The following is a 21,781-nucleotide window of genomic DNA, read 5'->3' as shown; positions in this document are numbered from 1 at the left end:
ATTTGAAGCGGCGGACCGGACGAGCAATGAGTCCCCTCAACGCCGGTTTGAGTGTCGACAGCGTAGAACGCTGTGCCGGTCACAGTACTTAAGTAAACACCGTGAGATACTCTGTTCAACAGGCATCGACTGCGAGACGGGAGCAAAAGAAAACACCGGTTCCAGGCGCAGTACGCCCGGAATCCCCGTGGTTCCGACCGAAACGCGCGGACACCCCGTGACCGCCAGCAGGGGGTCGCAAGCCAAGCAGCGTTGAGGGCGCTGTCCTGTAGAGGTCCGCCGGTTCAAATCCGGTCCCACGCATCGCACGGCGGCACACCCGCCACGATGCACGGTGTTGTCTCTACGACAGCACCCACGCACAATTCCTTTCGATGCTACGTGAGAAGTGACGGCGACGATCGGATCGCAGTGGTGAACACCTCCAAAGCCCCTGCCGCGAGGGCGGCGCACGCTCGCTGCGGTCCTCGGTCACTCGCTCCGCTCGTTCCCTGCGGTCCTTGCGTCGCCTGCGCCGCCCTCGCGGCAGCCCCTTTGAATCCCGCCCGCCCGAGACCGCACCGCAGCCTCATACCTCCCCGGCCTCGTCGCTGGCGGCTGCCGCCGCCAGCGACTCCCTCGCACGCGCTCCTCGTGCCCTCCGGGCACTCGGAGGCGCGCGCCGACCGCATCTGTGATTTATAAATCACGTCGCCGGTTTGAATCGCACGTCGCTCGCGCGAACTACCATCCTTTTAGTCGCGCGCCGTCGGAGTGAAGCGTAATGAGTACGGACGCGACCCCCGAGTACGACTACGAGGAGCTGGGGCTCGTCGCGGGGCTGGAGATCCACCAGCAGCTCGACACGGAGACGAAGCTGTTCTGCGACTCCCCCACCGTCGAGCGCGACCCCGACGAGGCCGAACGGTCGATCACCCGGCGGCTCCACCCGACGAAGAGCGAGCTGGGCGAGCTCGACGACGCGGCGATGGAGGAGAGCCGCGTCGACCGCGAGTTCACCTACCTCGCGTACGACACCACCTGCCTCGTCGAGGAGGACGACGAACCGCCCCGGCGCGTCGACGGCGAGGCGCTCTCGGTGGCGCTGCAGATCGCCGACCTGCTCGACGTGTCCGTCGTCGATCAGGCCCACGTCATGCGGAAGCTCGTCATCGACGGCTCGAACACCTCCGGCTTCCAGCGCTCGATCCTGCTCGGACAGGCGGGCGAGATCGAGACGAGCGAGGGCCGCGTGTCGATCGTCGACCTCATGCTGGAGGAGGAGTCGGCCAAACGCGTCGAGGAGACGGACGAGGGCGTGGTCTACTCGCTCGACCGGCTCGGCGTCCCCCTCGTCGAGATCGGGACGGGCCCGGACATCCGGAGCCCCGAGGGCGCCCGCGAGGCCGCCGAGCGGATCGGCATGCTGCTCCGGTCGACGGGCGCGGTCAAGCGCGGGCTCGGCACGATCCGCCAGGACGTGAACGTCTCCATCGCGGACGGCGCCCGCGTCGAGGTGAAGGGCGTCCAGGATCTCCAGGGGATCGAGGACATCGTCCGCGGCGAGGTCGGGCGACAGGCCGAGCTGCTCGAAATCCGCGACGAACTCCGCGAGCGCGGCGCGAGCGTGGGCGATATTTCGGACGCGACCGACGTCTTCGCCGACACCGAGTCGGGCGTCATCCGGGGCGCGCTCGACGCCGGCGGGAAGGTCACCGCGGTCCCGCTGTTCGGCTTCGACGGCCTCGTCGGCCGCGAGATCCAGCCGGATCGGCGGCTCGGCACCGAGCTGTCGGACCACGCGAAGCGCCACGGCGCGGGCGGGATCTTCCACACGGACGAGCTGCCGGCCTACGGCGTCACCGAGCCGGAAGTCGAGGCCCTCCGCGAGGCGGTCGGCGCGGACGAGGGCGACGCGGTCGCCATCGTCGCCGCCGACCCGGAGACCGCGGACCTCGCGATCGAGGCCGCCGCCGACCGCGCCGAGACCGCGATCGAGGGCGTCCCCGAGGAGACCCGCGGCGCCAACGACGACTGGACCACCCGCTACCTCCGGCCCCTGCCGGGCGCGGCGCGGATGTACCCCGAGACGGACGTGCCGCCGGTCGAGCCGGACCCGTCCGACGTGGACCGCCCGGAGCTGCTCGACGAGAAGACCGACCGCTACGTCGACGCCTTCGGGCTCGACCGCGGGCTCGCCGAGCAGGTCGCGTTCGGCCGGCGCTTCCCGCTGTTCGAGACCGCGGTCGACCGCGGCGTCGACCCCACCTTCGCGGCCTCGACGCTGGAGTCGACCACGACGGAGATCCGCCGCGACGGGGAGCCGGTCGAGGACCTGACCGACGACCACTTCCTGGACCTGTTCGATCTCGTCGAGGACGGCGACCTCGCGAAGGAGGGCGTCCCCGAGGTGCTGGCGACGCTGGCGGAGGAGCCGTCGCTGTCCGCGGCCGAGGCGGTCGAGGAGGCCGGGCTCTCCGGCGTGAGCGAGGCCGAGGTCCGGGAGGCGGTCGTCGAGGTCGTCGAGCGAAACGCCGACCAGGTCGAGGCCGAGGGGATGGGCGCCTTCTCCGGCCTGATGGGCGAGGCGATGGGCGCGCTCCGCGGGAAGGCGGACGGCGAGGTCGTCTCGGACGCGCTCCGGGAGGAGATCGGCAAGCGGTCGTAGCGAGTTCGCCGGTCGGTCAGGCCCGCTCTTTACGTGTCGCGAGCCACTGTATTGATTCGAGGGACACTAGATGGTAGACTCGCCCGCGACCGACCCCTCGGACGACCCGTCCGCGCCGGACCCCACGCCCGACCCGAACGTCGCGAGGACGCGCGGCGATCGGGTCTCCGACGCGACGAACCGGTTCATCCACGGCGTCGAGCTCGCGGCGGCGGCGCTGTTCGCGCTCCTGTTCGGCATCGGCGTCGTCGATCTCGCGATACAGATCGCCGAGTCGGTCCCGACCGGCGCCATCACCGATCCGAACACGGTCATCGGCTTCATCGAGACCGGCCTGCTGCTGCTCATCATCGTCGAGGTGTACGAGACGGTCGTCGCCTACATCGAACAGAGCGACACGCGCCGGATCGTCAGGCTGGTGATCTACACCGGCGTCATCGCGATGGTCCGGAAGGTGATCATCTTCCGCACCACGGAGTACGCCACGACGCAGGACGCGCTGTTCGCCGCGGTGTCGTACACCATCATCATCGGCGGGCTGGTGGCCCTCCTGTTCGTCGAGCGCTCGGTCGGCACCTCGCTGCTCGCCGACTGACTCCCGGTCAGTCCGTCAGCTCCGCGAGCAGCGTGTCGAGTTCGTACGTCGCCGGCGCGCGCGGTTCGTCGCGGAGGGTCGCGATGGTGAACGTCGAGTTCGTGCGCTCGACCTCCGGGATCGCCTCGAAGTCGCTGATGAGGCGCTCGACGGTGTCCGACGAGGAGAGCCGCGCGAGCACGACGAAGTCGGTCTCGCCCATCGTGAAGAACGCCTCCGTGACCCCCTCGACGGCGAGCAGCTCGTCGGCGAACGCCTCGTACGGTCCTTCGTAGTCGGCGAGCACCTCGACGATCACGGTGACGCCGAGTCCCAGCGCCTCGTGGTCGAGGTCGTACAGGTCGTTCTCGATCACGCCGTCGTCGCGGAGGTTGTTCAGCCGGTAGTGGATCGTCGACACCGGGATCCCCGTCTCCTCGTGGAGCCGCTCGGGGCTCCCGGTCCCGAGGTCCGAGATCGCCTTCAACAGCCGCACGTCGCGCTCGTCCATACCCCGCCTTCGCGTGAGGGATTGTTGTATATTCCGACCGACAGGGTTGTACTCGGCTCCAAGAATCGAGGTCGATTCGAGAGCGTATTGCAGTTCGTTCGTATGTGTGATTGTTCATCCTGAATACCACCAGTTCTGAGAGAATAGTTTAACTGTCTCAGAAATCTTCGAACTAACACTCAATGAAGCTACGGAACCTCCTCTCTACTCCGGAATCCGTCGTCGTCGCGTTCGTCCTCCTCGCGGTCCTCTGGGGAACCTCCTTCGTCGCCATCGAGGCCGGGCTGCACTACTTCCCGCCGCTGCTGTTCGCCGGTGTCCGGTACGCGGTCGCGGGGGTGATCGTGTTGGGGATCGCCGCAATCGCGTCCGGCCGGACCGTCCCCCGCGGTCGCGACGAGTGGCTCGGCGTCGCCGTGGCGGGGACCTTCGTGATCGCCGCCTACCACGGGCTGTTGTACGTCGGCGAACTCCGTATCTCCGGGGCGGTCGCCGCCGTCGTCGTGAGCCTCGCGCCGGTGTTGACCGCGGTGTTCGCCGCCCTCCTCCTCCCGAGCGAGCGGCTCGGACCCGTCGAGATCGGCGGCTTCGCGCTCGGTATCCTGGGCGTGGTCGTGATCGCCGACCCGACGGGAGCGGGCGTCGGGAGCTCGGCCCTGCTCGGCGTCGGACTCGCGTTCGCCGGCGCCGTCGCCTTCTCGCTGGGGGCGGTGCTGCTCCGGCCGCTCCGGACCGACCTCCCGATCGCCGCCCTCCAAGGGTGGGCGATGGTGCTCGGCGCCGGGCTCCTGTTCGTCGGCGCCGCCCTGTTCGGCGAGTCGCCCGCCTCGATCGTCTGGAACGACACCGCGATCGCCTCGCTCGCGTACCTCACGCTGCTGTCGGGCGTCCTCGCGTTCCTGATCTACTTCGCGCTGCTCGACGCGGTCGGGCCGGCGCAGCTGCACCTCGTCGGGTACGCCGAACCCGTCGTCGCCGCGGCCGGGAGCTGGCTCCTGCTCGGCAGCCTGATCGAGGCGGAGGCGGTGCTCGGGTTCGTCGCGATCCTCGCCGGCTTCCTCGCGCTGGAACGCCGCGAGATCGCCGCGTACGTCGGGTTCGACGCCTACCACTGGCCCGCGCTGATCGGGCGGAAGTGACGGCCCCGCACGAGCGACCGACGGCCGTCGGGGCGACCCGCTCTCAGCCGTCGATGTCCGCGGTGAGCCCGGCGCGGAGGTCGCGCCCGAGGTAGTGGCCCAGGAGCGCGACGGCGAGCCCGAGCCCGCCGCCGACGGCGAGCAAGGGGAGCCCCCACTGTTGGAGGTAGTCGATACCGATCGGAAGGAAGCCCACCCCGAGGACGTTCGTCACGGCGACGAGCGCTCCGGCCGCGCCGCCGGCGAGCCCGGTCTCGACGTACCGGCGGGCGGAGAGGGCCAGCCCGATCAGGAACGCGGCGAGGAACACGCCCCCGGCCGAGCCGATCGTGCCGCCGATGAGGGGGATCGCGCCGCCGACGAAGACGCCGACCGCGACGGCGACGACCGAGAGGGCGAACGCCTTCGCCGAGAACCAGCGACCGCTCGCCCCGAGGCGACCGCTGTCGCCGTCCGCGACGGCCGCCGACTCGGACGAATCCGCCGGCGCGGCGTCGGTCCCGGCGCCGTCCGACGACGCGGTCGGCTCGCCGTCGGCGAGGTCGTCGTCGAGGAGGTCGTCGAGGTCGTCCATCGGGTCGCCGTCGGACGACTCCTCCTTGGAGGGTTGCATACCGGAGCGTTCGCCCGTGAGACCTTGTGTCTTGTGCCCACGGGCGGATCCGTTCGCCGCCTCGCCGACCGATTTCACCGGAAACGCGGTGTCTGGCGGGCGAGCGACGGCGACGAGGAAGGGTGCGAGCGGTCCCGGCTCTCGGTCGCGGTCGGTTCCGACGCTCGGTCTCGGCCCTCAGTCGTCCCCGCCGGCCTCGCGCGACCCCCACACGCGCTTGTCGACGAGCTCGACCGTCATCGCCCCGTCGACGGTCACCTGACAGGAGAGCCGCGGGTAGCCGAAGCGGGCCGCGAGCCCGCCGTGCCAGTGATCCGGCGGCGGTCCCTCGCGGATCCGAACGCCGCAGGTGGCGCAGATTCCGCGCCCGCCGCAGTTCAGGCGACGCGTCGCGGCCGCGTACGGCGACAGGTCGGCGTCGAGGAGGACGCGTCGCAGGTTCCGTCCGACCTCGACCGTCAGCTCGGTGCGTTCGTCGCCGTCGACGACGATCACGGGGACGGTGTCGGCGTCGGTCATATGACGCCCGTGGTTACGTCCGCGGACCCATAGGTCGGGCGGTCGGCGCGAGCTCCTGGAGGGCCTCCCGCGAGCGACCCGGAACGGCTTTGCACGCCGGCGCCGACCCCGTCGATATGGACACGCGTCGCGCGCTGCTCGACGCCTTGGAGAACGGGCCGGTCTCGGGCCCGGCGCTCGCCGCCGAGCTCGACGTCTCCCGGGCCGCGGTGTGGAAGGCGGTCGAGGCGCTCCGCGAGGAGGGGTTCGCCGTCGAGTCGACGCCGGACGGCTACGCCGCGCCCGCGGACCCCGCTTACTGCGCGGCCGGGATCGAGTTCGGGCTGGACGCGCCGTACCGGGTCGAGTACCGCGAGCGGCTCCCGTCGACGAACGACCGCGCCCGCGAGCTGGCGGCCGAGGGCGCCGCCGACGTCGCCGTCGTCGCCGACGAGCAGACCGGCGGCCGCGGGCGGTTGGACCGCGAGTGGGTCGCGCCGAGCGGCGGCGTCTGGCTCTCGCTCGTCACGCGCCCGACGGCGCCGCCGGCACGGGCGCCACTCTTCACCCTCGCCGCGGCGGTCGCGACGGTCGACGCCTGCCGCGAGGCCGGCGTCGACGCGCACATCAAGTGGCCGAACGACGTGCTAGTGGGGAGCGAACCCGAGGGCTCCGGCCGCGGCGGCCGCAAGCTCGCCGGGGTGCTCACCGAGATGGAGGGCGAGGCCGACCGGGTGTCGTGGCTCGTCGTCGGCGTCGGCGTCAACGCGAACCTCGACCCCGACGGGCTGCCCGCGGACGCGACCTCGATGCGCGCCGAGGTGGGCGCTGACGTCGACAGGCGGCGGTTCGCGGCGACGCTCCTCGAACGGTTCGCGTCGCTCGCGGGGACGGCGGACCGCTCCGACCGGATCCTCTCAGCGTGGCGCGACCGGGCGAGCACGCTCGGGCGGCGGGTCCGGGTGGAGACCCCAGGGGGGGCGGTGACCGGGACCGCGGTCGACGTCGAGCCGCCGGGGGCGCTCGTGATCGACACCGACGAGGGGACGCGACGGGTCCACGCGGGCGACTGCGAGCACCTCCGCGACGCCGACGACTGACCCCGCGGGCTACGTCCGTCCCGTCGCTTCCGACTCGGCGTCGTCGGTCGACGCCTCGCCCGGCGTCGTCTCCTCACCGGCGCTCTCCGCGGTGGCCGGCTCCGGCGGGTCGTCGCCGTCGATCCGGACCGTCAGGACGGGAACGGCCGATCCCCGGACGACCTTCTCCGCGACGCTCCCGAGGAGGAGCCGGTCGATCCCCCCGCGGCCGTGGGTCCCCATCACGACGAGGTCGCAGTCGTTGCCCTCGGCGTATCGGACGATCTCGCGGCTGGGCGACCCCTCGACGACCGCCGTCTCCACGTCGACGTCGGTCCCCGCCGCGAGCCCCTCGACCGCGTCCACGGCCTCGTCGGCGTCGCCCCGCAGGAGTTCGCCGACGCCCTCCCACGAGGCCTCCATCGGCATCCCCGCGTACCGCGCCGAGTCGACCACGTGGATGGCGTGGACCGCCGCGCCGTGGACCGCGGCGAGGTCCAGGGCGTGCGCGACCGCTCGCTCCCCCTCGGCCGAACCGTCGGTCGGAACCAGGATTCGGTCGTATAATGTCATCTGTTCACATGGGACAAGGAGCCGCCGGCGCATAACTCTTTGCAGCGTTTGCCGGTTCTTTCGCGGCGGTCCGGCTCCCCTGCCGATCCGCGTTCGGCCGTGGAGCGTGTTTAAGCCTCTGGGCGACGATATTTCCCCATGACATCCGAAGTCAACCTCTCGCACGTCCAAGACGAGTTCGAGGACCACTCGTACCCGGTGGCCCGCGAGGCGCTCGCCGAGTCGTGTACCGGGACGACCGTGCTGTTCGCCGACGGCGACGCGGACCTCGGCGAGCTCTTCGCGTCGATCGAGCAGGAGCGGTTCGAGAGCGCCGAAGACGCGTTCGCCGCGCTCCAGAACGTTCTCCCCGTCGAGGCGCTCGGCGAGCCGGGACAGTCCGACGGCGACGCCTGACCGGGCCCGCGTCCGCCTCCGCGTCTCCTTCGTCACCGACACCCACGCCACGCCGCGTCTCGCATCGCTTTTTACGCCGCGTCGCCCACCGGTGGTAATGAGCTATCGGATCGGCCTCGTCGGCAAGCCCTCCGTGGGGAAGTCGACGTTCTTCAACGCCGCGACCATGAACGATGTGCCCGAGGGCGCGTACCCGTTCACCACGATCGACCCGACCGTCGGCGAGGCGTACGTCCGCGTCGACTGCGCCGCGCCCGAGTTCGACGAGACCTGCACGCCGAGCGTCGGCGTCTGCCGCGAGGGAACGCGGTTCGTCCCCGTGAAGCTGGTCGACGTGGCGGGCCTCGTCCCGGGCGCCCACGAGGGGCGCGGGCTCGGAAACCAGTTCCTCACCGACCTCAACGAGACCGACGTGCTCATCCACGTCGTCGACTTCTCGGGGAAGACGGACATCGAGGGCGAGGCGACCGAGGGCCACGACCCGCGCGAGGACATCGACTTCTTGGAGGAGGAGCTCGACGAGTGGTACCTCGACGTGTTAGAGAAGGGGTTAGAGAAGTTCGAAACCCGGTATCACGGCGCGGACGCGGCCATCGAGGCGGAGCTCGCCGACCAGATGTCCGCGTTCGGCATCGACAAGGACCGGATGAAACGGGTGATCCTCGCCGAGGGGCTCGAACTCGACCCCGAGACGTGGGACGAGACGGACCGGGCCGACCTCGCCCGTGAGATCCGCAAACGAACGAAGCCGATGGTCGTCGCCGCCAACAAGATGGACACGCCCGAGGCGCAGGCGAACTGGGAGGAGATCACCACCGATCCCGACTACGACCACCTCTCGTTCGTCCCCGCGAGCGCCCACGCGGAGAAGGCGCTGAAGAACGCGGACGACGCCGGCGTCGTCGACTACGCCCCCGGCGAGAGCGACTTCGAGGTCGTCGGCGACGTCTCCGGCGAGCAGGCCGCCGGTCTCGACCGGATCGGCGAGTTCGTCGCCGAGTACGACGGGACCGGCGTCCAGGGCGCGCTGGAGGAGGCCGTCTTCGACGTGCTCGGCTGTATCGCCGTCTTCCCGGGCTCCGCGAACGGGAGCAGTGACGAGAAGGGCGTCTTCCGCGACTGCTTCATCCTCCCCGAGGGGTCGACGACCGAGGACTTCGCGTTCCACATCCACTCGGACATCGGCGAGGGGCTCCTCCACGGCACCGACTGCCGGAGCGGGCGCCAAGTCGGGACCGACCGCGAGCTCTCCCACCGCGACGTGATCGAGCTCGTCTCCACGAAGCAGGCGGCCCCCTGAGCGGGCGGAGCGGCGTCGTCGTCGGACCGCCCACCCCGGGCGACCCCCGATCAGCTATTACCCGCCGAGGTCCAACCGGGCCTCATGGAACGGACCGTGACGGTCGAACCCGAGGCCGGCCTCCACGCGCGCCCCGCCTCGAAGCTGGTACAGACGGCGAACCGATTCGACGCCGACGTGTCGATCGGACGCGACGACGACGGCGACGACGGCCTCGTCCGCGCCGACAGCATGCTCTCCGTCAGCGGGCTGAACGTCGAGCACGGCGAGTCGGTCCGCGTCGTCGCCGAGGGGCCGGACGCCGAGCCGGCGCTGGACGCAGTTTGTGAACTGCTCACGAGTCCCGTCGAAGGCTCCGCGGACGAGGACGCGGAGGACGCGCCGTGAGGACGCTCAGCGGCGTCGGCAGCACGCCACGTGCGGGGGTCGGCACGGCGCGCTGGTACCGGCCGGATGCCGACCTGACGCTCCCCGACCGCCCCGACCCAGACGCCATCGACGCCGACGCGGAACTGGAGCGGTTCGAGGCGGCCCGCGACGACGTGCGGGAGGCCCTTCGCGAGGCCCGCGACCGGACGGCCGAGCGCGTCGGCGAGGAGGAGGCGGCGGTGTTCGAGGCCCACGAGGGGTTCCTCGACGATCCGACGATAGTCGAGGACGTCGAGGCCGCGGTCCGCGACGGGACGCCCGCCGAACACGCCGTCGCGGACCGGTTCGACGAGGCGGTCGCGCAGTTCGAGGGGATGGAGGGCCGGATGGCCGAGCGCGCGGACGACCTGCGCGACGTGCGCGACCGGCTGCTACGCGCGCTCCTCGACGCGGAGGGAGACAGAGGGGCCGGCGGCGTCGACCTCGGAGCTCTCCCCGACGGGACGGTCCTGCTGGCGGAGCGGCTCACGCCGAGCGACACCGCCGCCCTCGACCCGGACGCGGTCGCGGGAATCGCCACGGTCGAGGGCGGTCGCACCTCCCACGCCGCGATCATCGCGAGGTCGCTCGCGATCCCCGCGGTCGTCGGCGTCGGCGAGGCGCTCGAATCGGTCGCGGACGGGGAGACCGTCCTCGTCGACGGCGAGGCCGGCGAGGTCGTCGTCGACCCGGACGAGTCGCGCCGCGCCGGAGCGGGCGAGACTGGTCCGGACGCGATCCGCGAGCGCGTCGAGACGGCCGACGGCCGGCCGGTCGAGGTCGCCGCGAACGTCGGCGGCGAGGCCGAGCTCGGACCGGCGGCCGAGCGCGGCGCCGACGGGGTCGGGCTGTTCCGGACCGAGTTCCTCTTCGTCGACCGCGAATCTCCGCCGACCGAGGAGGCGCAGTACGAGGCGATCACGGCCGCGCTGTCGGCGTTCCCCGACGACCGCGTCGTCGTCCGGACGCTCGACGTCGGCGGCGACAAGCCGGTCCCGTACCTCGACCTCCCCGTCGAGGAGAACCCGTTCCTCGGCCGGCGCGGTATCCGGTTGTCGCTCGACGAGCACGCCGACCTCTTCGAGACGCAGCTCCGGGCGCTGCTGCGCGCCGCGGCGACAGAGGCGGGCGACGGGCTGGCCGTGATGTTTCCCCTCGTCAGCCGGGTCGAGGAGGTCGAGCGCGCGGTCGCGGCCGTCGAGTCGCTCGCCGACGAACTCGCCGACGAGGGCGTGGATCACGCGATCCCGGAGCTGGGCGCGATGGTCGAGACGCCCGCGGCGGCGTTCCTCGCGGACGCCCTCGCCGAGCGGCTCGACTTCCTGAGCGTCGGGACGAACGACCTCTCGCAGTACGTGATGGCGGCCGACCGCGGGAACGACGCGGTCGCGGAGTACCACGACCCGCTCCATCCGGCGGTGCTGCGCGCGCTCGACCGCACGGCCGCGACCGTCGAGGAGCGCGACGCGTGGCTGGGAATCTGCGGCGAGATGGCCGGCGATCCGGCGCTGACCGAGCTGCTCGTCGGGCTCGGCTTCGACGAACTGAGCATGAGCGCGGTGACCGTGCCGGCGGTGAAGACGCGGGTGCGCGAGGTCGACGCCGAGGACGCCCGGTCGCTCGCGAGCGACGCGGTCGCCTGCGAGACCCGCGGCGAGGTCCTCGACGTGCTGGGGCTCGACGACCGCGAGCCGTAACCCGAACCGAGGGGAGAGCGGAACGGCCCCGCCTCAGAGCTTCTCGATGTCGCGCGCCGCCTCCGCCTGCTCGCGGACGGACTCGACCGTGGCCGACGGGTCGGTGGCCGCGACCGCCGCGTTGACCGCGCCTTCGAGGACGGGCGCGTCCGCGATGACCGCCTCGGCGTCGCTCAGTTCGACGGCGACGTCCGCGTTCATCACCGCGCTGCCGAGGTCGACGAGGACCACGACGCCGTCCGCGTCGCCGTCTCCCCCGTCTTCGCCGCCCGCACCGGCCGCCGCGTCGATTGCGTCCTCGATCGCGTCCGGGACGGTGCCGATCCCGCCCTTCCCGTCGCCGCCGACCGGCTCGATCCGGGTATCGCCGGCCATCTCGGCGGCGATCTCCGCGATCCCCTCCGCTGCGCGCTCGCTGTGCGAGACGACGACGATCCCGACCATCAGCCGTCCTCCGAGCCGGCCCCCTCGGCGGGGTCGTCCTCGGCGGCCTCGTCGTCCGGGATCGTCGGCGACGAGGCGTCCGTCTCGGGGATCTCGACGTCGAGGCGGTCGGCGGCGACGGCGAGCAGCTCTTCGAGGATGAACAGCGCGCTCGTCGCCCCCGGGTCCTGGTGGCCGACCGAGCGCCAGCCGAGGTAGGAGGCGCGGCCCTTCCGGGCGCGGATCGGGACGGTGAACGCCACGCCGCGCTCCGCGGCGTCGACCGCCTTCGCGAGCGCCTCGATCGGCGGGAGGTCGTCGACCTCGATCGACTTCTTGAACGTGTGGACCGCGGGCGTCAGCGCGTCCACCACCGTCTGGTCGCCGACGCGCGCGTCGCCCCTGTCCTCGACTTTCTCCAAGTACGTCTCCGCGAACGCGACCGCACTCTCGGGGGTGATCCCGTCGCCGAGCTCGGCGGCCGCGAACACGAGCGACCCGCCGAACAGCGGGCCGGAGGCGCCGCCGACCTCGGCCATCAGCGTCTTGCCGACCGTCTTCGCGACGGTCTCCGGGTCGGGGTCGGCGAGGTCGCCCGCGGCGTCGGCCGCCGCCGCCCAGCCGCGCGCCATGTTCCCGCCGTGGTCGGCGTCGCCGATCGCGGAGTCCAGCTGGGTCAGGTGGTCGCGCTCGTCCTCGATGCGCTCGGCGACGGCCTCGACCGCCGCGACGGCGGCGGCGCCCTCGGCGTTCGCGCCCGCCGGGGCCCCGGCGGCGGTCCCCGCGTCGTCCTCGCTCATTTGACCGTTAGCGCCGGGGTGTCGGCCGGCGCGTCGAACAGCTCCTTCAGCTCGTCGTCGACCGCACAGACCGTGATCGACGCGCCGGCCATGTCGAGCGAGGTCATGTAGTCGCCGACCCACGCGTCGTACGTCTCCAGACCGCGCTCGCCGAGCATCTCCTGGAGCCGGCGGTTGACGACGAACAGCTCCATCTGCGGGGTCGCGCCCATCCCGTTGACGACCGTGAGCACCTCCTGCCCCTCGTCGAGGTCGAGGTCGTCGAGGACCGCGTCGGTCAGCTCTTCGGTGACCTCGTCGGCGGGCATCGCCTCGGTGCGCTCGGTACCCGGTTCGCCGTGGATCCCGATCCCGAGCTCGATCTCGTCGTCGCCGAGGTCGAAGGTGGGTTCGCCCTTCTCGGGGGTGACGCAGGAGGTGAGCGCGGTGCCCATCGTGCCGACGTTGTCCACAACCTTCTCGGCGACGCGTTTCACCTCCGAGAGGTCGGCGCCCTGCGCGGCCTTCGCGCCCGCGGCCTTGTGGACGAGGATCGTCCCGCAGACGCCCCGTCGCCCCGAGGTGTACAGCGAGTCCTCGACCGCGACGTCGTCGTTCACCACGACGCTCTCGACCTCGACGCCCTCCATCTCGGCGAGTTCGATGGCGGTCTCGAAGTTCATCACGTCGCCCTCGTAGTTCTTGATGATCGCGAGGACGCCGTCGCCCGCGTCGCAGGCGCCGATCAGTTCCTCGAACTCGTCGGCGGTCGGCGAGGAGAACACGTCGCCCGCCGCCGCCCCGTCGAGCATCCCGTCGCCGATGTACCCCGCGTGCGTCGGCTCGTGGCCGCTCCCGCCGCCGGTCACCAGCGCCACCTTGTCGCCGACCGGCCCGTCGTCGCGGACGAGCACCTGCGTGTCCGGGAGCCGGCTGAGGCGGTCCGGGTGCGCCGCGGTCATCCCGTCGAGCATCTCGTCGACGACGTCGTCCGGGTCGTTGATCAGCTTCTTCATGATCGTTGGTAACATCTCGTCCGGACCGGTTAAACGTAGTGGAGGGGTCTGCTACCGACCGTAGAGCGGCGGACGAACCGGACCGCGATCGCACTAGTCGCGGCGACGTGGAGCGTGCCGCCGCGGCTCAGAGCACCCAGCTCGCGAGGACGCCGATCACCGCCGCCGCGCCGACGACCGTCAGCGCGCCGCCGACGAGCGGCGAGTCGGCGAGCAGCGGGACGCCGACCGCCACCGCCACGAGTCCGGCGAGCAGGAGGACGATCTTGAGGATGACGGTCGGAACCAACTCCAGGATAACGTCGAAGACGACTTCGAACACCTCGTCGAGCATGGTTTCGAGGGCGTCCGTCGATGACTGTCGGCCGGTAAAAGAGTTCGGCGGTCGAGGATCGGTCGCCTCTCGGAGCTCGGTTATTTCGTTACCCGGGGAGACGTTCGAACGTGGCCCCGACCCTGCCGAACGACTTCGAGGAGCGGTTCTGGCGCCGCCACTCCGATCCGAAGAGCGGCTGGAGCCGCGCGGTCCTGCTGCCGGTGCTCCTCTTCGCCGTCTATCACCGGAAGCCGCGGCTCGCGGGCGCCGCCCTCCTGTTCGCCGCGGTGAACCCGGTCCTGTTCTCCCCGCCGGAAACCGACGACGCGCGGATGACTCGCGCGGTGCTGGCCGAACGCTGGTGGACCCGCGAACGGGAGGCGGGCCTCTTCGACCTCACGCATCCGAACCGGCTCAACCTGCTCAACGTCCCCGTCTCGGCGTACGCGTTCGTCGCCGCGTATCGCCGGCGACCCCTCCGAGCCGGCCTCGCAGGCGCGGTTTCGATGGGGCTGAAGTTCCGGTTCGTCGGCGCGCTAGTCCGGCGATACGACGCCGCTAACCGACGGGAAGATCGATAGCGACCGGTTGCGGCGGCTCACGACACCGCATCGCGGACCGCGGCGGGGATGTCCGCCCGGTCGACCTCCCGAACCGACGAGGTGTCGGGATCGGACGGCCCGTACTTGTACCCCGACCCGGTCAGTATCGCGGCGACCTCGTCCGCGGCGTCGAACTCGCCCGCCGCAGCGAGCTCCCGCACGGCGGCCGTGGCCACGGCGCAGGACGGCTCGACGGAGACGCCGGCGTCGGCCGCGAGACGGTCCGTCTCGTCGATCATCGCCTCCTCGGGGACGGAGACGACGCTCCCGCCCGTCTCCGCGACGGCGGCCAGCGCCCGGTTCCCGCTCGGGGGGTCGGCGTTGTTGATCGAGACGGCCGCCGTCGGCTCCCCCTCGACCGGTTCGACGCGTGACTCCCCGCATCGGTAGGCTCGCGCGATCGGATCGCACCGCGCGGCCTGCGCGAGGTAGATCCGCGGTACCGACGAGACCAGGCCGGCCGCGTCCAGCTCTCGGAGCGCCTTCCAGACGCCGCTCGCCTGCCCGCCGCTGCTGACCGGCAAGACGATCGCGTCGGGGGCGTCGGGGGCGAACGCCTCGCAGATCTCGTACGCGACCGTCTTCTGCCCGGCCACCCGGAGCGGGGCGTCCGAGTTGAGGAACGCGGCGCCGAGGTCGCGTTCGACGGTGTCGTGATAGAGCCGCCCGTAGTCGCCGCGGACCCGGAACAGGTGCGGGTCGTGTTGGGCGATCATCGCGAGCCGGGAGTCGGGCGTGTCCTCGGCCACGAGGATGACCGCTTCGCGGTCCGCCGCGGCGGCGTGAGCGGCGACGCTCAGCGCCATGTTGCCGTGGGAGACCGTCCCGACCGGGCCGTCGACCCGACAGATACCGACGGCCGTTCCCCGGTCCTTGAAGCTCCCCGTCGGGTTGGTCCCCTCGACTTTGAGGTGGATCCGCGGGCCGTCCGGCGGTTCGATCGACGGCGCCCGGAACAGCGGCGTCCCCCCTGCAGCGGCGGCGAACCCGGTCGGCGCCGCCGCGGGGAGCACGGGCTCGTAGCGCCAGAGGGTGTCCCCGCCGAGCGTCGCGTCGTTCTCCGGCGCTCCGCCCGCGTCGGGCCAATCGAACGCCGCGGTGTCGGCCTCGAACCAGAGCGGCTCGCCGCAGCGACAGCGGACCGCGTCGCCGAACGCGTACGTTTCGCCGCAGTCGTAACAGGCCAGTCGGTCCATACCGTCTCCTCTGCGCGCGGCCTACAAATGACTGATCACGGGGAACGGGCGACCGTCTCGATTGGACACGTCCCGAACGCGCTCTCGATGATGTAGCGGCGTCACTAGGAGATTAGAACGACGAAATTGGGTGGCTGGGGAGTCCCAGCCCACCAATCCCGAGCGGCCGAAGGCCGCCCGCGAAGCAGGTGGGCCAACACGGATTTGAACGCGTGGACCTCAGCGCCTCTCGCGTGCCCTAACGGGCATTTCGGCGCTTCGGACATTATCGCGTGAGAGGCTCAATTCGAGTGGCTATCCTGCGTGTGAGCGCTCCCGTGTTTGCCTCTCGATCTTTGTGATCCGGATTCGATCAGACATGAACGAAGATCTCGAACCCATCGAGGTGGCTGAGGCAAAGGAAATGTATCTCGAACAGCGTAAGCAGGAGGTGTCGGAGTCAACGATTCAGGCTCACCACTACCGTCTCAAGCACTTTGTCCGGTGGTCTGAAGAGCAAGAGGATCTACACAATCTGAACAATCTAACGGGACGCGATCTCCAACGATATTCGATGTGGCGGCGTGAGGATGGTGACCTGAACAACGTCACGATGGTCACGCAACTGTCTACATTGCGAGTATTCATCAAGTGGTGTGAACGCATCGACGCCGTGGAAGACGGGCTTCACGACAAGATCATTCTCCCTGATTTGTCCCAGCACGAGGATCAACGTGATGCGATGCTCGATTCTGAAGACGCTGAACAACTACTCGAATATATGCGGCAGTTCGAGTGGGGAACACGCACCCACGCTCTGATAGAACTCCTCTGGTATGGTGGAATGCGTATTGGTGCGGCACACGGACTCGATCTAAATGACTACGACCCTGACGAGCAGTATGTCGAGATCCGTCACCGACCAGAGACAGAGACGCGACTGAAGAATAAGAAGGATGGTGAACGTTTTGTTGGGTTATCAGATGGTGTATGCGATGCTTTAGACGTATACATAGAGTACAAACGCATCGAGGCGGAGGATGATTTCGGACGCGAGCCTCTGTTCACCAGCAGGTATGGGCGAGTAAGCAAAAGTTCTCTCCGAGATAGCATCTACCGTGCGACGCGTCCCTGTGTGTATACAGGCAATTGTCCTCACGACCGCGAGATAGACCAGTGTGAAGCCATGGGCCAATACAAGGCCAGCCTATGTCCTTCGAGCGTTAGTCCTCATGCCATCCGCAGAGGGTCTATCACGCACCACTTGACAGAAGATGTCCCCGAAAAGATGGTTGGTGACCGGATGAATGTCAGTTTGGATGTTTTAGAGAAACACTACGATCGACGCACTGAGAAAGAGAAATCTAATCAACGGCGTGACTATTTAAGTGATATCTAAATGACTTGAGTTTCTGCCGACAACTATTTTCTTATCGTCAGCCTTTCGTCAGATATGGGCACGGCTTCAAGAATTTCACCTGAAAGAATATTTGAGGCTCTGGTGAATCGCCAGAAGGCGTTCGACTTCACGGTTTCACGGCTCGCTTGATGTTGTAGACCGCACACATCAAAACGATCTCACGAAATTCGCGGTACCACGCTCGGGCACGCACCGTGTGGCCGAGCGTGCGCTTGATCGTCGAGAAGACGGTCTCAGACAGTGCTCTTTGGCCGTACAGAGACCCATCGATGCGCGCGTTATGCGCGCAGTCGATGGGTCGGAACTCACGGTGCTTGATCAGCGGTCTCACGCCCTCTTCGCGCAATTTCTCGCGAAATTGCTGCCAATCGTAGCCTTTGTCGGCGGCGAGGCTGGCAATCTTGCCCGCGTTGCGGAGGGCGAGTTGCCAGCCGATCTGGGTGTCGTGACGTTTCTCGGTCGTACAGTGAACGTCGAGCACAGCTTGTGTTTTCGTATCGACGAGCGCGGTCGTTTTCAGCGTTTGAACGCGGTAGTTTGTCCGGCGGCAGTAGTGCTTGCTGGCGGTTTCGCGGTCGAAGAACGTCGCGTCCATCGCAGCGTGATCGGCGGTGTCGTGCAGCTGCGCCGAAAGGCGCAGCAGCACTCGCCAGATCTTTATTTCTAACCTATCAAGCGCCTTTACTAGCGTCGAGTGATGCGGGAGGTCGCCCGGACCAAAGCCAATTTCGGCCACTATTTGTGGCATCTCACTCAGCAGATCAAGCGCCTCGCGGTAGGATTTCTCTAGGTAAATCCGGAGACAGTGGAGCGAAACGACGGCGTAATCGGCGAAGCCCCCACCCCCTTCGGGGGCGGCGGCTTCGCCTCGACCACCAACAGCATTTTTAGCCAACGACACCGCTTTGCTCGTGAAGCGGGAGATCTTCGACATAGATCATCGCCGATTTCCCGCTTCACTTCCTTTGATTTGACGACCTATCCCGCCGCCTTACAGCGATTCACCAAAGCCATATTTGATGAAGATAGCACCTCGGATGTTGATTTTGAGATTACACTTACAGCATTACTCGCAACGGTCACTCTCGGAACTACACCAGTCACGCAATATCTGTCCGTTTTGAGGTTTTTTGCATATCTCTTACTATTTGTAACATTATTAAGACGGATTGCGATTTCTAATAGTTTGAAGGATAGCACAAATATTTTTGAAGGAACACGAATTCTCATACTCTCTTTGAGTTATGTGCTAATATTCGCACAGATATTCTCAATTAGTCAGATGATCTCCAACGTGCTGAGTAGCGTTCCTCACTTACTCGTGGTCACTACTTTTGTTATTCTAATGTTCATCTTCTGGGTTGTTATACAGGAAGAGTTGTTTGGAGACCTTGCCATCTACGCTGCGATGTTGGCTAATAATGCGGCGGTAACTGCTCAAGGTACTATTTTTTCACCCCTATCTGACTATCTAATTGATTCGACAGGACGGTTCGTTTATTTCTCAAACGCTGACAATATCCCCGACGTACTTTCTAGATTACAACCGAAAGAACTTGAAAAGCCACGTAATCGTAAGTCGATGACAATTTTCTTAATTGTGGGTATTGCCATCTTTTATGGACTGTTCTGGGGGTTCCTTGCAGTAACCACAGGATCTGTCGCCAAGGCATTTGTGTTCCTTATTTCTGCAATTATAATACAGTATCCGGTTGATTTTCTTTATTCACGCTACGGTGCCGTGGGATTCTATAATGAGAGGTCTGGGCTGGATCTGATCTTGCCTATCGCGCTTGGTGTTATCCTAACACTCTTAATATTATAACTGATAGTTATTCGATGAACTTTATGAGTTAATTCACAGTAAATTATCTAACTATTTGACTGGGTGTCTACTCCTGATGACGCCTACCCAGCGTCGTAACGCATCGAGGCTCGGCTATGCCCTAATCGTTGGACAGCGCAGACCCTCGCGAGTATTGTGGTTCAAATCAACTGAGAAAGATACCTCTCTTCAGTTTGTTGTCCAACGAAATTGGGTGGCTGGGGAGTCCCAGCCCACCAATTCATTCGGGCGGAGCCCGAATTCAATTAAGGTGGGCCAACACGGGTAGCGGCTGAATGATCGGTGATGCCCCTCGTCGGTCGGGATCGGATTTGTCTCGTCGATAGTCGCGTTCATGGTCAGAAATCCTCCGGCAAGTAGTCGGTCCGGCGGTACATCCGCTCGCGCTTGCTCGCCTTGTCGTAGTGCGTTTCCATCGTCTTCTCGGTCATGTCGACCCGGTCGCCGAGGACCGCTTTCGGCGTCCCCTCGTCGAGGTAGGCCGTGACCGATCCTGTCCGAATAGCATGCGGCGACCGCGAGGACGGACACTTGCTCGCCTTGCGCGCTTCGGTCGCCTCGCACTCGTCGGGGTCGCGATCGTGGGGACACTCGACCCCGTACATACAGGGCCGGGTCACCCGGTACATGTCCTGTTTTACCGTTCCGCGGGCGACGCGGCCGTGCGTCGTCGTCAATAGCGGAGCGCGATCGTAGTCGTCGACCACTTCCTTCCGTGGGCCTTCGATGAATGCGATCAACGCGTCCCGGACCGAATCTTGAATCTGAACGTCGCGCTCCGACCACTCGCCGTTTTTTAGCGGCGTCTCACTCTCGGGCCGGTGGCGGACTTCGAGAACCGACTCTTCGCGGTCGAAGTCGCCTAAGTCGAGCGCCCGGAGTCCGCCCCGACGCATCGACGTACGCCACAGGAGTAGCAGCTCGACGTGTTCTCGCGAGGCGTACTGATACTGGTCCAGGTATTCGAGCGCGGCCTCCGCTTCCCCCTTCGCAAGCAGCTCGTCGTTCGACTGCTCTGACTTCGGGACGGACGGAAGGATGATCTTCTCGTGAAGGCCCTCTTCGACGGCCTCAACGTTCGCACAAACACGGAGGAACTGGCGAATCGTCGAGAGTTGACCCTGTAGGGAGATCGTCTTGAGCCCGTCTTCCTCGCGACGCTTGATCCGGTAGTTGTGGAGATCGAGCCCGTCGAGTTCCGAAATGCTCCGTATCCCGTTCTCCTCGCACCACTCGACGAACTGATCCACCCGGTATCGGTGCGATTTGAGCGTCGACGTGCTCACTTCCTCGCGCCGTTGATCGAGGTAGAGATCCCGAGCGACCGATGGCGGGATGTCCTGTAGATCGTCGTCACCCATCGGTGTTCTCGCGCTCCTCGGTGCTCTCTTTGCCTTCGCCGTTCTCATCGTCGTACATCGCCAGCTGTTCCGCGATCCGCCCGGCGTGTCCGTTCTCGTCGCTCACGCGGATCCCTCCTTACCGTCGAGATCTCGGTCGTATGGGCCGACCGGCGTCACTAGCCGCACCCGATCGCGGGGCAACTCGGCGCCAGTCTTGCGGTCGCGGAGGGTCTGAAACACGCCGTCGTAGTCAGTGCTCGCGGCGCAGTTGCGACACCAGAAATGGTGATTCGTCGGTTCCCACGAGCGGTGGCCGCGGGGACACACGAACCGCCACCTATCCTGCCGGTCTTCGATCCGCACAACTTCTTTCGGAGGCATCGCTTCCGACCGACGGACGGTGGTTAAAAAGAAAAGATCCTGACGCGGGCAGTGAAACTGAAAGTAGTCGCGCGCGGCGATTGTGTTGCGGTTCCTCGGTCGATCGGGGGTTTCAAACCCCGTCGCGTGGTGGTCGAGCATGGCTTTCGTGCTACCTCACGGAAGCCCACGCGGGCCCGCTGGCTCCAACAGCGAGGTCCGCTTTCCTTCGAACTGGACCCATCAGAGAGCGACGGGTCCGCGAGAGTGCTTCCGTTAGTCGACCCAAAACACCGGCCCTACTTATATTTAGTACATTGTTTGTGTTCCTACAGTAATCTAAGTGTGTATCTGAATGGACTAACTCGTCACACATATAGGGTCAGTATCGGAAGCACTTCCACATGCGCCCAAGGGTTTCGTGGATGACTCAGGGAGATGACCGGATCCTCGAAACTCTCGAATCCAGTGGGATCGTTCTCTCTCCCGCGGTCTTAGCGTACAACACCGACTACACCCGCAACTACGTCAACAAGCGTCTCCGCAAGCTCCGAAACAACGACCTGGTCGAGAGGGTGGACTCGGGATACTACAAGATAACCGACCGCGGACGCGCGTATCTCGCCGGCGACCTCGACAACGACGACTTGGAGTAACTCTCGCATCGGTACCACTTCCAGTTCCACTCCGTGCCCGTGGCTCACTCCTTTTACACGGATTACCGTGCTCTCTGATATGGCAACGACGAATTCGGAAGAGCAGATTCGGCGCCGCGATACATTCGTGAATCTTGCCGAGGAACTCCAGATTCAACGATCGGTTGTCCACGGCGCGAAAATGGCTGAGAATCTCTTCAGGTTCGAGAACGGTCGCGATCTTGTCGGTATTGGACATGAGGCTGAGCGAGCGATATACTACGAGACCGCCTCAAAATCTCTTGTCGCCGTCCGGTTTGACAAACACGGAGTATACTCCGGTGAACGAGAGCTCCTTCAGCGAGAGTTGGACGATCCGACAGCATGGGTTGAAGCGTATGATGGGGGGTTGGTCTGGCTTCATTCACGAT

25 protein-coding genes are annotated in these 21,781 nt (G+C 66.8%); 13 read left to right on the top strand and 12 right to left on the bottom strand.

Annotation, left to right across the window (positions count from 1 at the left end; translation table 11 throughout):
* Nucleotides 1-763: 763 nt before the first annotated feature.
* Entirely contained in the window at nucleotides 764-2,647 is a 1,884-nt protein-coding gene (gene gatE / locus SD626R_RS11195) for a Glu-tRNA(Gln) amidotransferase subunit GatE (protein WP_092566441.1), read from the top strand.
* A gap of 70 nt (nucleotides 2,648-2,717) precedes the next feature.
* Nucleotides 2,718-3,242 (top strand): phosphate-starvation-inducible PsiE family protein, encoded by a 525-nt coding sequence (locus SD626R_RS11190; RefSeq protein ID WP_092566440.1) that lies wholly within the window; start codon nucleotides 2,718-2,720, stop codon nucleotides 3,240-3,242.
* A gap of 7 nt (nucleotides 3,243-3,249) precedes the next feature.
* On the opposite strand, the gene SD626R_RS11185 is transcribed toward SD626R_RS11190, so the two are convergent.
* Complete coding sequence (locus SD626R_RS11185; RefSeq protein WP_092566439.1) at nucleotides 3,250-3,732, bottom strand: Lrp/AsnC family transcriptional regulator; 483 nt, start codon at nucleotides 3,730-3,732, stop codon at nucleotides 3,250-3,252.
* Nucleotides 3,733-3,914: 182 nt separating this feature from the next.
* On the opposite strand from SD626R_RS11185, the gene SD626R_RS11180 reads away from it, so the two are divergent.
* A complete protein-coding gene (locus tag SD626R_RS11180) occupies nucleotides 3,915-4,871 on the top strand; it encodes a DMT family transporter (RefSeq protein WP_092566438.1) in 957 nt (318 codons plus the stop codon).
* A 43-nt stretch (nucleotides 4,872-4,914) separates the two neighbouring features.
* Here SD626R_RS11180 and SD626R_RS11175 read toward each other — a convergent pair whose 3' ends face one another.
* Nucleotides 4,915-5,484 carry a hypothetical protein gene (locus SD626R_RS11175; protein ID WP_092566437.1) on the bottom strand — a complete coding sequence of 190 codons (570 nt, stop codon included), beginning with the start codon at nucleotides 5,482-5,484 and terminating at the stop codon, nucleotides 4,915-4,917.
* Nucleotides 5,485-5,661: 177 nt separating this feature from the next.
* Entirely contained in the window at nucleotides 5,662-6,003 is a 342-nt protein-coding gene (locus SD626R_RS11170) for a 2Fe-2S iron-sulfur cluster-binding protein (RefSeq protein WP_092566436.1), read from the bottom strand.
* A 116-nt stretch (nucleotides 6,004-6,119) separates the two neighbouring features.
* Between SD626R_RS11170 and SD626R_RS11165 the strand changes: the two genes are divergently transcribed.
* A complete protein-coding gene (locus tag SD626R_RS11165) occupies nucleotides 6,120-7,082 on the top strand; it encodes a biotin--[acetyl-CoA-carboxylase] ligase (protein ID WP_092566435.1) in 963 nt (320 codons plus the stop codon).
* Nucleotides 7,083-7,091: 9 nt separating this feature from the next.
* Here SD626R_RS11165 and SD626R_RS11160 read toward each other — a convergent pair whose 3' ends face one another.
* Nucleotides 7,092-7,634 (bottom strand): universal stress protein, encoded by a 543-nt coding sequence (locus SD626R_RS11160; protein WP_092566434.1) that lies wholly within the window; start codon nucleotides 7,632-7,634, stop codon nucleotides 7,092-7,094.
* Nucleotides 7,635-7,772: 138 nt separating this feature from the next.
* Here SD626R_RS11160 and SD626R_RS11155 point away from each other — a divergent pair, with 138 nt between their 5' ends.
* The 4 genes from SD626R_RS11155 (at nucleotide 7,773) to ptsP (ending at nucleotide 11,435) form a co-directional block, all read left to right on the top strand.
* A complete protein-coding gene (locus SD626R_RS11155; protein WP_092566433.1) occupies nucleotides 7,773-8,030 on the top strand; it encodes a DUF5789 family protein in 258 nt (85 codons plus the stop codon).
* Nucleotides 8,031-8,127: 97 nt separating this feature from the next.
* Nucleotides 8,128-9,330, top strand: a complete 1,203-nt coding sequence (locus SD626R_RS11150; protein WP_092566432.1) for a redox-regulated ATPase YchF — start codon at nucleotides 8,128-8,130, stop codon at nucleotides 9,328-9,330.
* 84 nt (nucleotides 9,331-9,414) lie between these two features.
* Entirely contained in the window at nucleotides 9,415-9,717 is a 303-nt protein-coding gene (locus SD626R_RS11145) for an HPr family phosphocarrier protein (RefSeq protein WP_092566431.1), read from the top strand.
* Nucleotides 9,714-11,435: a phosphoenolpyruvate--protein phosphotransferase gene (ptsP, locus tag SD626R_RS11140; protein WP_092566430.1), complete on the top strand. Its 1,722-nt coding sequence runs from the start codon at nucleotides 9,714-9,716 to the stop codon at nucleotides 11,433-11,435. Before SD626R_RS11145 ends, ptsP begins: the two co-directional genes overlap by 4 nt.
* Nucleotides 11,436-11,468: 33 nt before the next feature.
* Here ptsP and SD626R_RS11135 read toward each other — a convergent pair whose 3' ends face one another.
* The 4 genes from SD626R_RS11135 to SD626R_RS11120 all read right to left on the bottom strand — a co-directional run bounded on the left by SD626R_RS11135 (nucleotide 11,469) and on the right by SD626R_RS11120 (nucleotide 13,987).
* Nucleotides 11,469-11,879: a PTS sugar transporter subunit IIA domain-containing protein gene (locus tag SD626R_RS11135; RefSeq protein WP_092566429.1), complete on the bottom strand. Its 411-nt coding sequence runs from the start codon at nucleotides 11,877-11,879 to the stop codon at nucleotides 11,469-11,471.
* Nucleotides 11,879-12,658, bottom strand: coding sequence for a dihydroxyacetone kinase subunit DhaL (gene dhaL / locus SD626R_RS11130; protein ID WP_092566428.1), 780 nt, complete (start codon nucleotides 12,656-12,658; stop codon nucleotides 11,879-11,881). Before dhaL ends, SD626R_RS11135 begins: the two co-directional genes overlap by 1 nt.
* On the bottom strand, nucleotides 12,655-13,653 hold the full coding sequence (dhaK, locus tag SD626R_RS11125; protein ID WP_092566427.1) for a dihydroxyacetone kinase subunit DhaK: 999 nt from the start codon (nucleotides 13,651-13,653) through the stop codon (nucleotides 12,655-12,657). Before dhaK ends, dhaL begins: the two co-directional genes overlap by 4 nt.
* A gap of 127 nt (nucleotides 13,654-13,780) precedes the next feature.
* Nucleotides 13,781-13,987, bottom strand: a complete 207-nt coding sequence (locus tag SD626R_RS11120; protein ID WP_092566426.1) for a hypothetical protein — start codon at nucleotides 13,985-13,987, stop codon at nucleotides 13,781-13,783.
* A 110-nt stretch (nucleotides 13,988-14,097) separates the two neighbouring features.
* Here SD626R_RS11120 and SD626R_RS11115 point away from each other — a divergent pair, with 110 nt between their 5' ends.
* Nucleotides 14,098-14,550 (top strand): DUF6653 family protein, encoded by a 453-nt coding sequence (locus SD626R_RS11115; protein WP_092566425.1) that lies wholly within the window; start codon nucleotides 14,098-14,100, stop codon nucleotides 14,548-14,550.
* A 17-nt stretch (nucleotides 14,551-14,567) separates the two neighbouring features.
* Here SD626R_RS11115 and SD626R_RS11110 read toward each other — a convergent pair whose 3' ends face one another.
* Nucleotides 14,568-15,767, bottom strand: a complete 1,200-nt coding sequence (locus SD626R_RS11110; protein WP_092566424.1) for a threonine synthase — start codon at nucleotides 15,765-15,767, stop codon at nucleotides 14,568-14,570.
* A 358-nt stretch (nucleotides 15,768-16,125) separates the two neighbouring features.
* Here SD626R_RS11110 and SD626R_RS11105 point away from each other — a divergent pair, with 358 nt between their 5' ends.
* Nucleotides 16,126-17,145 (top strand): tyrosine-type recombinase/integrase, encoded by a 1,020-nt coding sequence (locus SD626R_RS11105; RefSeq protein WP_092566423.1) that lies wholly within the window; start codon nucleotides 16,126-16,128, stop codon nucleotides 17,143-17,145.
* Nucleotides 17,146-17,272: 127 nt separating this feature from the next.
* On the opposite strand, the gene SD626R_RS11100 is transcribed toward SD626R_RS11105, so the two are convergent.
* Nucleotides 17,273-18,067 carry an IS5 family transposase gene (locus SD626R_RS11100; RefSeq protein WP_241996804.1) on the bottom strand — a complete coding sequence of 265 codons (795 nt, stop codon included), beginning with the start codon at nucleotides 18,065-18,067 and terminating at the stop codon, nucleotides 17,273-17,275.
* Between SD626R_RS11100 and SD626R_RS17285 the strand changes: the two genes are divergently transcribed.
* Nucleotides 17,972-18,991, top strand: a complete 1,020-nt coding sequence (locus SD626R_RS17285) for a hypothetical protein (RefSeq protein ID WP_241996805.1) — start codon at nucleotides 17,972-17,974, stop codon at nucleotides 18,989-18,991. The two genes, SD626R_RS11100 and SD626R_RS17285, sit on opposite strands and share 96 nt — an antisense overlap.
* 359 nt (nucleotides 18,992-19,350) lie before the next feature.
* Here SD626R_RS17285 and SD626R_RS11095 read toward each other — a convergent pair whose 3' ends face one another.
* Together SD626R_RS11095 and SD626R_RS17515 are read right to left on the bottom strand one after the other, a co-directional pair.
* Complete coding sequence (locus SD626R_RS11095) at nucleotides 19,351-20,373, bottom strand: tyrosine-type recombinase/integrase (RefSeq protein ID WP_092566421.1); 1,023 nt, start codon at nucleotides 20,371-20,373, stop codon at nucleotides 19,351-19,353.
* Nucleotides 20,374-20,475: 102 nt separating this feature from the next.
* A complete protein-coding gene (locus SD626R_RS17515) occupies nucleotides 20,476-20,736 on the bottom strand; it encodes a hypothetical protein (RefSeq protein WP_092566420.1) in 261 nt (86 codons plus the stop codon).
* A 404-nt stretch (nucleotides 20,737-21,140) separates the two neighbouring features.
* On the opposite strand from SD626R_RS17515, the gene SD626R_RS11085 reads away from it, so the two are divergent.
* Both SD626R_RS11085 and SD626R_RS11080 read left to right on the top strand, forming a co-directional pair.
* Nucleotides 21,141-21,371, top strand: a complete 231-nt coding sequence (locus SD626R_RS11085) for a helix-turn-helix domain-containing protein (RefSeq protein WP_092566419.1) — start codon at nucleotides 21,141-21,143, stop codon at nucleotides 21,369-21,371.
* Between the two features lie 79 nt (nucleotides 21,372-21,450).
* On the top strand, nucleotides 21,451-21,781 hold a 331-nt coding region (locus SD626R_RS11080; protein WP_255310154.1), incomplete at its 3' end, for a hypothetical protein.

It is taken from the genome of Halorubrum sp. SD626R (assembly GCF_001261915.1).
Lineage (GTDB): Archaea > Halobacteriota > Halobacteria > Halobacteriales > Haloferacaceae > Halorubrum.
This window is presented reverse-complemented; position numbering and strand designations above follow the sequence as displayed.